Origin of the sequence: Bacteroides congonensis, assembly GCF_900130125.1 — a bacterium.
Classification (GTDB): Bacteria; Bacteroidota; Bacteroidia; order Bacteroidales; family Bacteroidaceae; genus Bacteroides; species Bacteroides congonensis.
This window is the reverse complement of record NZ_FQXY01000008.1, coordinates 650681-662903: the sequence shown is the minus strand read 5'-3', so window position 1 is coordinate 662903 and position 12223 is coordinate 650681. Positions and strand designations below refer to the sequence as shown.

The window sequence follows — 12223 nt, the reverse complement described above, 5'->3', positions numbered from 1 at the left end:
ACACAGATTACGCTGTTGCTTTATATAATCATATTTCTTAAAACCGTGAAATCCGTGTAATCCGTGCCTAATTTAAAATTATCATTCATGTGACATAGCACCTACAATGCTTAATCTTTATATATTATGAAACATCCCAATCAAACCAACTTGATAAAGCACTTCCTAAAGAAAGTACCCGCCCTGTCTTATGTCGTTTTTTGCCTATGTTCTTTGGCAACGCCCGTCCGCGCACAAGACACGATGAAGGATGCCAACTCCGTCGTCACGGACGCCCGGACAGAAATTCTCTGCAAGTCAATGACCCAATCCGTAGAAAAGGAAAGCCGGACTATCACCATACTCAACCGTAAAGGACTGGAAGATGCCGCCTTCTATTGCGGATGCGACATGTTTCGTTCCCTGCAGAAATTCTCCGGAGAAATCATCAACGCTTCAGGACAGACTGTACGTAAGATAAAGAAATCCGACCTTCAAAAGAGCGAATACAGTTCCTCGCTCACCACAGACGATTATTTCTATTATTACGAGTGCAACTACCCTTCCTTCCCCTTCACCGTGAAATATGAATGGGAAATGAAATGCAACAACGGGCTGATCGGTTACTCCACCTTCATCCCGCAAACGAGCTTCAGCCAAGCCGTAGAAAAAGCGACCTACCGCATCGAACTTCCTGCCGGACAAGGTTGCCGCTATCGTGAATTGAACACGCAGGAACCGGAAACAACAAACAAAGGCATTGAAGGTCAAATCACCGAAAGCAAAGGTGCAGAAGGCCAAGGCATCAAAGTGAAGGAATCCACCGGTGCCGAAGGGCAACAAATCATCGAAGTGACCGCCCTGAAATTACCTCCCATCCTCAAAGAGCCTTTCGGCCCGAGCTTTGCGGAGTTGTTTCCCCGCGTTTACTTTGCTCCTTCCGCTTTCAAGTACGACAAATCCGAAGGAGACTTGAGCACCTGGCAAAAATACGGAGAATGGCAATACAAACTTCTCGACGGACGCGACCTGCTCACCGAGCCTTTCCGCGCCAAGCTGCACGAACTGACCGCCAACTGCTCCACCGACCGTGAGAAAGTGAAAGCCGTCTACGATTATCTCGCCAAGACCACCCGTTACGTCAGCATCCAGTTAGGTATCGGCGGTTTGCAGCCTATCGCCGCCACCGATGTCTGCCGCACAGGGTTCGGTGACTGCAAAGGCTTGTCCAATTACACCCGTGCCATGCTGAAAGAATTGGGCATCCCCTCTACCTACACCGTCATCAGTACCACGAACGAACGGCTTCTCCCCGATTTTTCGAGCGCCAACCAGATGAACCACGTCATCCTGCAAGTTCCGCTCCCGCAGGACACGCTCTGGCTGGAATGCACCAATCCGCAACTTCCTTTCGGCTACGTCCATCAGGGCATTGCCGGACACGACGCACTGCTGATAGAACCGGCAGGCGGCAGGATACACCGTCTGCCTACCTATCCCGATTCGCTGAACACGCAACGCATCGTTGCCGACATCACGCTCTCGCCCACGGCTGAAGCTAAAATATCGGTCAACGAAATATCCCGGCTATTCCAGTACGAAAGCGAAGCAGGCATCGTCTACCTGCCACCCAACAAACAGAAAGACCGCATCCGTAGGGACATCAACCTGTCGCAGGCTGACATTCTGAACCTGCAAATCAAAGAATGCAAAGAGACGGCTCCATCCATCACGTTCAACTATTCCGTCAGCAGCAACCAGTACGGGAATAAGACGGGAAACCGCCTGTTTATCCCTGCCAACATTTTCAGAAAAGGGTTCAGCGTCCCTTCCGTCACGAAGCGCACGTATCCCATCCACATCAACTACGGCTACTCGGACACGGACAGCATCCGCATCCATCTGCCGGACGGATATGCCATCGAGGGACTTCCCAAACCGATTGACGTAACGGGCAAATTCGGGAGTTTCCATTCCACCGTCGAGGTGAAGGAGAAGGAGATTTGCATCGTTCATCATTTATTCATGCCGAAAGGTATTTACGCTCCCGATGAATACCTGGCATTCATCGCTTTCCGCAAGTTGGTTGCGGGACAATACGGTGGCAAAATCATCTTAAAAAAGGAATAAGGGAAACCATACGTTACGGAAAATAAAAGTATCTTTGCGACTCAGCAAATCAAAAAAAGAAAACATTGAAGAACAAACGATACAGTAACGGAGAAGAATGGGCGAATACGCTTAGTCATGGGGCAGGTATCCTGCTCGGGGTTGTGGCAGGATATTTCCTGTTGGCGAAAGCTTCTGGAAACGCCGAGCCGCAATGGGCAGTGCCTTGTGTCATTGTCTATCTGATGGGTATGCTGTCGTCTTACGTCAGTTCGACGTGGTATCACGGCAGTCGCCCGGGGAAGTTGAAGGAATTGCTTCGCAAATTCGACCACGGAGCTATCTATCTGCATATTGCAGGGACGTACACGCCTTTTACGCTGCTCACCCTGCGCCATGCAGGCGGTTGGGGTTGGGGAATATTCTCTTTCGTATGGCTGTCGGCCGCTGTCGGCTTCGTCCTCAGCTTTAAAAAGCTGAAAGAGCACAGCAACCTCGAAACTGTCTGTTACGTAGGTATGGGTGCTTCGATATTGGTCGCTCTGAAACCTTTATTGGATCAGTTGGAAATGACAGGTGCCACCCCTGCTTTTTGGTGGCTGATAGGCGGTGGCATTTCTTATATCGCAGGAGCTATTTTCTATTCATTGCGCAAACCTTATATGCATGCCACTTTCCACTTGTTTTGCCTGGGCGGAAGCATAGGGCACATCATTGCCATATGGCTGATTCTGTAACGAAGGGTAGGGACAAAAAAAAGGCTATCTATCCCAGACAGCCAATCTTTGTTAACCTTAAATCTAATACTATGAAAAACACAGTACAAAGATACGGACTTTCTGCATATCTCCAAATTTACGGAGCCGATCGGGGTGATTTATAACACGGTTTAATAGAATACAGAGGTTCGTTAACATTTAAATCTATTAAGTTAAAAATTAACAGATGAATTATCAACAAATTAAACGTGCTATAATCATGTTTAAATTTATCATTAACTCAACAAAGATACATATAAATAAACAAACCTATCCGTTCACCCGTTATATATAATAGAGAAATATAAACCGCAAACCTATGGACTGGGAAAATCATCTGATAAAGCATCTTCAATGGTCGGACACCATTATCAACCGTGAAGCGAAAGAACACGTAGCTCGTGAGATTGCCGCAATAGCCAAAGACGGTGAAACCGTCGGAGCCGGCTCCGGCTCCACCGTCTACCTGACGCTGTTCGAACTGGCACGGCGGATTCGCGAAGAACAGCTACGCATCGAAGTTATCCCCGCGTCCAAAGAAATCGCCATGACCTGCATACAGCTAGGTATCCCCCAAACGACCCTCTGGAACAAACGCCCCGACTGGACTTTCGACGGAGCGGACGAAGTAGACCCGCAGCAGAACCTTATAAAAGGTCGCGGCGGAGCCATGTTTAAAGAGAAGCTGCTCATCCGGAGCAGCCGCAAGACATTCATCATCATCGACTCCGGCAAACGGGTCGACCGGCTGGGAAGCAAATTCCCCGTCCCCGTGGAAATATTTCCCGATTCACTGACTTACGTAGAAAGCGAACTGCAACGACTGGGCGCTTCGGAAATCATCCTGCGCCCCGCCCACGGAAAAGACAGGCCAATCTTTACGGAAAACGGCAACTTCATCCTCGACACCCGCTTCAGCTCCATTGACGATTCCCTCGAAGAACGGCTGAAGAAAATCACCGGCGTCATAGAAAGCGGACTGTTCATAGGTTATGACATCGAGGTCATCGTGGCAGAATAAAAATCCGTTGACACGACATTTACGCTTATTTTTAACATTTCCACCTTCCTTACATTGTTCCTACTTTTGTCCCCCGACTTAAGGAACCGACCATTCTATGCGCATCTGTCGCCACTACTATTCTCCCTTCTTTATCTCACAAAACACATTATAATAAATAAAAAACAACTCATTATGGAAACAACCGCCCCATCGTCGCAACCCGCAACCAGACAATTCTCCTTTTCTTTTTTCAACAACCTGTGGAGCAAAGAATCCACCATCATCACCCTGCACGACCTCTACCTGCAAGAAACGAGCCCCCTATGGAAGCCCAAAACCGAATCGTACCGGAAACTGAAAGGCCGTCCCGACCGCGAAAACGAAGCCAAGATGACCAAGGACTCGATGCCCGTCGTCATCGTCGAAGGCATCTGCCGCCCTCATTGCAGCCACGCAGCCGCCAACCTGGAAAAGATGAGCAGCCTCGCCATGTACGACCTTGACCACTGCGGACAGCGGACTTTGGAAATCAAAGCCCTCATCTGCCGTCTCCCCTACGTGACCTACGCCCACAACAGCATCTCCGACGAAGGCCTGAAAATCATCGTCTACCTCGATGTCAACACCCCCGAAGAGTATCCCCTCGCCTACGCCATCTGCCAGCAAACACTGCAACGCATCGCCGGACATCCCTGCGACGAGCAGTGCGCCCGCATCACCCAACCCTGTTCCTGCGTATGGGATCCCGACGCTTACTACAACCCTGCTCCCGAACCTTACCCTTGGCGTGAGGAACTGGCTACCGACCCTTCCCTGGCACAACTCGTCCACTCCCCCCGATATACATATACCAACGGCAACAGTACCCCCTACCCCACAGGCATCAACGGCAAGTTCTCTCCCATCCCGCCCCTCACCGAAGCCTGCGGATATATCGAAGCCTTCGTCCACACCTTCTTCCAGTACCACCCCTGGCAGAAAGGAAACCGACACGAATCCATGCTCGCCTTGGGAAGAAGCGCACGACGTAAGGGATTTTCAAAAGAGGAACTTGAAAAATTAACATCTGTTATGGCAGCAGAAATTTTAGGGAACGGATATACCCGCCAAGAATTACAGAAAGACTTGTCTTCTGGATATCAATACGTTGACTTATCATACAAGCCCGAAAACACCCCTAATCTACTGCCAACACTGCCAACTGCCAACTATGGGCAGAATTATCCGGAAAATACCACCGCCGATGAAGAGGAACTGTCAATAAAAGACGAAGAACTCCGCTCTTCATCACCCTGTATTCCGGCAGAGGTTTACCGGCATCTCCCCTCATTCCTTCAAAGAGCCCTCACAGCCGCCCGCACCGACCGCGAACGTGACATTCTCCTGCTGGGCATACTGGCGAACCTGAGCGGATGCATGCCCAACGTAACCGTAAGTTTCGACCAACGTTACTACAGCCCTCATATTTTTCTTCTCGTCATTGCTTCATCGGCTTCCGGAAAAGGACTTCTCACACTAGCAAGCAGGCTTCCCGAATCCATCAACAACTATCTGAAAGGAGAGAACAAAAAGAAAAAAGAAGCCTACGAACGTGAATTGGAGACTTGGGAGAAAGCCAACCTGCCCAACAAGAAAGGAGCATCGCCTGCTGCTACCGCTCTCCCTTCCATGCCCGAAAAACCCGAATACCTGTATCTCTGCGGCGCCCCCAACACATCCAAGAACCAGTTAATCAGGCGTCTGAAAATCAACGGCAAACTCGGGCTCATCATCAACGCCTCTGAACTTGATATGATATCCGGTGCCATGAGACAAAAGTGCGGACATCATGACGATGTGTTCCGCGCCGCCTTCCACCACGAACCCGTATCAACGGACTACAAGGTAGACGACCAGATTATCTGTGCCGAAGACCCGCATCTGGCTCTCTCGTTCACCGGCACCCCCAACCAGCTTGCTTTCTTCATCCCTTCTTTGGGCAACGGGCTGTACAGCCGCTTCGTCATACTCACCGCCGAATCACGCTGGAAGTACCGTTCCGCCGCGCCCATCAGAGGCAAGGAAGACTACGACACTTTCTTCAAAAAACTCAGCGGTGAAGTGCTCGATATGTTCTTATTCCTGCAACAGTCGCCTACGGAAGTCACCCTGAGCGACAGCCAGTGGGAAGAGCATACCGCCTACTTCTCCCGACTTCTGGACGAAGTAGCCAGTGAAAAGGCCGATGCTCCCGGGTCTATCGTGCTTCGTGCCGCATTAATCGTGGTGCGTATAGCCAGTATCCTCACCGCCCTGCGCAAGTGTGAAGGAACTTTGCAGATGAAAGAGTATATCTGCTCGGATGAGGATTTCCATGCGGCAATGGGCATTGTGAAGACCACCACCAGCCACAGTCTGCTGCTCTCTTCTTCACTGCCGGGAGATGATGTGAAATCCAAACCATTGAAATCTTACTTCCGCATAGGGCCTGTAATCAATCAGATTAACAAGAAATTTACATACAAAGAATTCATCGACAAGGCACAGAAAATTGGCATCAGCGAAAGAAGCGCATGTAGATATCTGAAACATGCGATAGAGAATCAATATATTGATAAACAAGAGAATACGTATATACGTATCAAAAAAATCACTGACAAATAAGCCCATAGTTGGCAGTTGTCAGTAGTGGCAGTAAAACGGGTAGATGAAAACAGTATTTAATATGTACGTTTGTGCAGTATAAAGACGTATCTGCCGAACAGAAACCAAGTACTTGACCCATAGCGGACAAGTAGTAGAACCAACGAAGTGAAGTACAACAACCGGACAAACCAAGTACAGACTCAAGCCAAAAGATGTACCGGAAGAAGAAGGGAGAAGTACTTCATTTTTTTATCGCATTTTTCCTCAAGGCTCTCCCAGATAGCGGACTATCTGTTCCACCTCTTGACGCAGAAAGCGATGCCGGCGCGAATTGTATCCGATATCGCGCAATGCCTGCACCAACTGTCCGCATCCGTTAATCCACCGTGTCAGTGTTTTCATCGCCGTTTCTTCCGAACGGCCGGGACAGTAGAGCAACGCCAGTTCGACTTTGTCATACGCTCTCAATTCAAAATTTTTCTCTTCTTTCGTTGTGTTCATTATTGTTATTTATTGGTATTATATAATGGTATAAAGATAGTAAGAATCCGCCTAATTGTCAAATAATACAACCTTTATTTTCTTATAGATATAGACATTAAAAGACATTATCCGACAATAACAGACAATACCGGACACCTGCGGACAAATACCGACATCCCCCATCCCCGTTGCCGTACCTTCGTAGTGTCATAAGCAAGGAACCACTTATGAGACTATTAGACAATTAATAATTAACGATTAAAAATCAAAGAATTTTATGGCAAAAGTATTTTCATTCACCAGCGTGCTTCGTAAAAACATGCTGGACAAGGAAAAGCCGGATATGTATTACGCCCTGACCAAGTCGAGCGGCGAGATAGATATCGACGAGATGGCGGAACGCATCCAGCGTTCGAGTACCGTGAACTGGGCGGACGTGCTCTGCGTGCTGCGTGCGCTCCAGACGGAAATGATAGAGAGTTTCAAAAAAGCGGAAATCGTCCGTCTGGGTGGCCTCGGTTCGTTCTATGTCACGCTGCGCAGTTCGGGCGCACTCATCCCGAAAGACGTGAAAGAGGGACTGATTAAAGGCGCCCGCGTCCGTTTCCGTCCCGGTAAGGAAATCAAGAATGCGCTGAAAACGCTGGAATACAGCAAATATAAACCTGAAAACAACGACGGAGACAAAAGCGACCCGGAAAAACCGGGCGGAAATCCCGACCCGAATCCGGGTGGGGATGACGGCGAGACTCCGGATCCGGCAGCATAACCGGCCGGCAGGTAATAAAGTAACGGACACTCAACAAGCTTCATTATGAGAAAGATTGACTTAATCGTGATTCATTGTTCCGCCACACGCGCCGACCGTTCGCTCACTCCGGATGCCTTGGAACTGATGCATCGCCGGCGTGGATTCAACGGAACGGGTTACCACTATTACATCCGCAAGGACGGCACAGTGTATCTCACCCGACCGATTGACCGCATCGGAGCACACGCCCGGGGATGGAATGCTCACTCAATAGGTATCTGTTATGAAGGCGGACTAGACTGCCGGGGACGCCCGGCAGACACACGGACACCGGCACAATGGTCTTCACTATGGCAATTGGTAAACCGGTTGCAGGAGAAGTTTCCCGGCTGCCGGGTGTGCGGACACCGCGACCTATCGCCCGACCGCAACGGAAACGGAGAGATTGAACCGGAAGAGTGGATTAAGGCGTGCCCGTGCTTTGAGGTGAAAGACGAGTTCGACAGTCCCGCTGTATAGTTCTTTTTCACGACACAAAGTAGCATTTTTCAATAGTAAAGTTATCGGTATGAGGTAAACGAGTTTTCAGGAAAGTAAACAAGTAAGTTTTCAGGAAATAACAAATCATTTAAAGTAGCAGAAAGGAGGTGTGTAAAGTTATGGCAATGAAGAAATCCCTTTGGGATATGATTTTGAAAGTAGTCATCGCGGTGGCTTCGGCAGTAGCAGGAGTATTAGGTGCTAATGCGATGAATCTGTAAAATCAGAAAATTTTAAAGAAAGAGTTTTGCACATAGGTACCCTGTGCAAAACTTCTTTCCATTTTATCTAGCGATATCATTAAAACCAATAAAAAAAATAGAAACATGAGAAAGATACTTTTTTTTCTTTTAAACTTGTCCGTGTGCAGCATCCTCTATGCAGAGGAAGCAAACCAATATCTATTTAACCGGACACCAGAAATGCTAAAGGTGGAAGCACCCAATGCAGCTTCATTCAATAAATACATTGACAATCCTATTGGTCTGTACAATGGCACACCGGAAGTCAATATTCCTCTTTATACACTAAAAGACGGAGCCATCGAAATACCTATCACCCTGCGTTACAACACTTCCGGTATAAAAGTAAATGAGGAAGCCAGTTGGGTTGGACTAGGTTGGAACCTGAATGTTGGGGGAGTAATCACACGCCAAGCAGTTGGCGGCATTGATCGTCAACCCATTCGTGGGCGTGAAACCTTCAATGCTGACAAAAATTTGAAAGCAATAATGGATATTTATGATCCCGATCATAATCGTAACCCGACGGACTTTATCACTACACCTTGGTCACAAACGATGCGCGAAGCATTTGACTGGTACTTGCGCGAACCTTCTATGCGTCTAGTACTGGATGAAGGCAGATTAAGCCCAGACGTATTCTACTTTTCTTATCCCGGAGGAGCAGGTAAGTTTATCATAGATCAAAGAGATAATAGCCTGTATATCATAGACAGGGAAAGCGATATCAAGATAGAACCTGTGATGGAACAGCATTGTCCGGCAATAAGTATAACGCCAGATGCCAAAGGTATCATGCATTTCAGAATTACATTACCCGATGGAGTCGTACATTATTACGATTATTTCAGCAAGGTTCTGACTTCTTCCGATGCAGATGCCAAACCTCTTTCCGAGACATATGTACTCGTTCAGACGGTATATCCAAATGGACAAACAATACGATATGCATATGACAGCTATGCACATTACAACTTTACTTACAGTGAACAAATACAATCCGGCGACAACCGGACAGCAAGAAGCCTGAGCAGTACAGACAGCAGTATTGGATTACCTGTAGACTTGCAACAATCTTGGGGTAGCCGTTCACTGGTAGATGGAATCGGGCGCGAATTTGTGCTAACAGGTATATCTACTGACAATTACAATGTATCATTTACCCATAGTAGCCGGGAAGATTTGCCCGATGTGAAAAAACTGGATCAGATTATCATATCAGACGGTAAGAAAGTGATTAGAGATATCCGTTTTGAATATAATTACTTTCTTAGTAACGTCGATAATAATGGTTGGACTCTAAGTTTTCGAAGCGATCTTCTTTCACAAAAAAGTACTCCTGAACAATTTATAAAAAGGTTGAAGTTACTATCTGTATATACTTTGACGAAACAAGAAAAACAAGTAGACAAACATTCTTTTTTTTACGAAACTAAAAATCTCCCTCGCAAAGACTCTTATGCAGTGGATTACTGGGGATATTATAATGGACGGACCGGCAACCATTCTTATATTCCCGAAGCATACAACCTTATGTGGAATAAGACTATGGATTATGACAAGATAAAAAATATGCCTTCCCAAAGCGGTGTATCACTCCCCTTCGCACAACGTGGCTACGATTTCGAATATTGCACAGCAGGCATGTTGACTGGTATCCAATACCCAACAGGCGGCTATACAAATTTTGTTTATGAGCCAAATACTTTTGTGGATTATATCATTCCCACTGCCGCACAGACGCAAGATAATACTATTAATTTTAAAAGGCAGATTAGAGACAACAATTCATCGGAGACACCTCCTAATGTCAAAGTATGGTCTCACACTTTTGATAGGGATACATATGTGACCTTAAGTGTACGCGTTTATCGCGGGGATAATAGTTGGGGAAGTGTAAGCGGTCATCAAGCATATATAAGCGGCTCGGTTAGTGCAGACATGAACATGCGCGCCGAATGTCAGGCAATGCAAGCAGATTGGGATAAATATCATATAAACAAAGGATATTCAGTATCGAAGGTGAAAGAAGTGCTTGTCAAAAAAGGAACAGTTTATTTTGTAGTAGAATTTCCTGACGGACTAGGTAACCAAACTGAATACGGCAAAGGCGGAGATATTACAATGGACATATCTTTTAAGGTGGCGATAGAAGACAAAATGGAAAACGAAGGCGCTGGAGTGCGGATTAGAGAACTTGTTGTCTATGACTCTCCAGATAGAAAGCAAGTATTAAAACGAACTAGTTATGAATATATCAATCCAGCTACAAAGAAAAGTAGTGGTATTTTGCAAAAGAAACTTCGTTTTGTAAATTTCTATCCACAAACAATCGATGTAATAGGAATTTCACATCCTACCCCTTGTGACTTTTTACGAATAGATAAAGTAACTTACTCTTCTGATAAGTTTGAAATTGGAAGCGATAATTACATATCTACTCCTTACCAATCATTTGCAGATGTAGGATATACTTGTGTCAAAGAGACTAGGCAAGCGGATGGAGAAAACACAGGGTATACTCTTTATTATTTTCATAATGAAGAGCCCAAGACGGCAGAACACTCTATTTCCTTACATGATCCACTTAATGGGAAAATGAGAAAAGTAGAATATTACCAACAACCGGAAAGGATGATAAAAAGCGAAACATATAATTATATGGCTGAAATCTATCATTATTATTACGGTTTTACTTTCCATGACCGTTTAAACCTGTTTCCGAATATATTCAATGGGACATTATGGACTATGTTAGAGATGAGTGAAACAAGCGAATCCTTTTTCACACGACGATGCAATTACGAAACGGTGTATTCGGAAAGGAAATTTAATCATCGAAGTGTAGAGGGACCGTATTTATATGATCGGCTTGCATTAATCCTACATCCACTGAATGCCTACAACGTGACTTTAAAACAAAAAACTGTGATGCAGGACGGAGTAACTATCCAAGAGGACTACACTTATAATCCTCAAACGCTACAACTGGTAGAAAAACAACAGATATTCCCGGACATGTATGCATTAGTTACCACCTATACATATCCCAACGATGTCAACAAAACTGTATATCACGAGATGACAGAGAAACACATTCTTTCTCCTATCGTTGAAGAGAAGTTCTTCAAGGACGGTTCTTTGATAGCATGCAAATTGCAGGAATACAAAAAAGATAGTAAAACCAGTCTCTTATTGCCATCCAAGATACATTTTTCAGAAATAAGTAGTAATTTACCCAAGGATACGTCTACTTTCTTCGAAGGAGAAATTAATAAAGATATTTACCCTTCAGACAATGTAGAGAATTGCAAACATGATCAGTATGGTAATCCAATCCATGTAGTATTAAACGGGACGGTCAACTATATATATCTATGGGGATATAGAGGACAATATCCCATAGCTGAAATTTCGAACGCCTCTTACGAGGATGTACAAAGAGCACTGAACGGAAAGCTACCAGAATCACTTTCCAGCACTACCAACCCAAATTTTGCAGAACTTGATTCATTACGTGAACAACTTCCCAAAGCACATATCACGACCTACAAGTATGAACCAGGATTAGGCATGACAGAAAAAACTTCTCCGGCAGGACATACAACCTATTATGAATATGATGAACTAGGGCGTCTGTTCCGAACCTATGTTAAAGAAAAAGATAATGCAAATGAGCAAGAACAGACACTTAAGATATTTGATTATCATTATCGCGAAAATTGAAACATAT

9 protein-coding genes are annotated in these 12223 nt (G+C 45.8%); 8 read left to right on the top strand and 1 reads right to left on the bottom strand.

The features are described from left to right. Positions 1-126 precede the first annotated feature (126 nt). The 4 genes from BQ7997_RS06060 (at position 127) to BQ7997_RS06045 (ending at position 6492) form a co-directional block, all read left to right on the top strand. A complete protein-coding gene (locus BQ7997_RS06060; protein WP_083589174.1) occupies positions 127-2109 on the top strand; it encodes a transglutaminase-like domain-containing protein in 1983 nt (660 codons plus the stop codon). Positions 2110-2174: 65 nt separating this feature from the next. Next, entirely contained in the window at positions 2175-2825 is a 651-nt protein-coding gene (trhA, locus tag BQ7997_RS06055) for a PAQR family membrane homeostasis protein TrhA (RefSeq protein ID WP_073344518.1), read from the top strand. A 340-nt stretch (positions 2826-3165) separates the two neighbouring features. After that, positions 3166-3867 (top strand): ribose 5-phosphate isomerase A, encoded by a 702-nt coding sequence (gene rpiA, locus BQ7997_RS06050; RefSeq protein ID WP_073344516.1) that lies wholly within the window; start codon positions 3166-3168, stop codon positions 3865-3867. 174 nt (positions 3868-4041) lie between these two features. Next, on the top strand, positions 4042-6492 hold the full coding sequence (locus tag BQ7997_RS06045; protein ID WP_073344514.1) for a DUF3987 domain-containing protein: 2451 nt from the start codon (positions 4042-4044) through the stop codon (positions 6490-6492). Positions 6493-6738: 246 nt separating this feature from the next. Here BQ7997_RS06045 and BQ7997_RS06040 read toward each other — a convergent pair whose 3' ends face one another. Continuing rightward, the gene (locus tag BQ7997_RS06040) at positions 6739-6975 is read right to left on the bottom strand and encodes a DUF4248 domain-containing protein (RefSeq protein ID WP_022138895.1); all 237 of its coding nucleotides are present in this window, start codon (positions 6973-6975) and stop codon (positions 6739-6741) included. Between the two features lie 259 nt (positions 6976-7234). Between BQ7997_RS06040 and BQ7997_RS06035 the strand changes: the two genes are divergently transcribed. The 4 genes from BQ7997_RS06035 (at position 7235) to BQ7997_RS06025 (ending at position 12216) form a co-directional block, all read left to right on the top strand. After that, the gene (locus BQ7997_RS06035) at positions 7235-7726 is read left to right on the top strand and encodes an HU family DNA-binding protein (protein WP_073344512.1); all 492 of its coding nucleotides are present in this window, start codon (positions 7235-7237) and stop codon (positions 7724-7726) included. A 45-nt stretch (positions 7727-7771) separates the two neighbouring features. Further along, on the top strand, positions 7772-8227 hold the full coding sequence (locus tag BQ7997_RS06030; RefSeq protein ID WP_073344509.1) for an N-acetylmuramoyl-L-alanine amidase: 456 nt from the start codon (positions 7772-7774) through the stop codon (positions 8225-8227). 146 nt (positions 8228-8373) lie between these two features. Further along, positions 8374-8469 carry a smalltalk protein gene (locus BQ7997_RS25460; RefSeq protein ID WP_022302478.1) on the top strand — a complete coding sequence of 32 codons (96 nt, stop codon included), beginning with the start codon at positions 8374-8376 and terminating at the stop codon, positions 8467-8469. Positions 8470-8574: 105 nt separating this feature from the next. Next, positions 8575-12216, top strand: a complete 3642-nt coding sequence (locus BQ7997_RS06025) for a hypothetical protein (protein WP_073344507.1) — start codon at positions 8575-8577, stop codon at positions 12214-12216. Positions 12217-12223 lie beyond the last annotated feature (7 nt).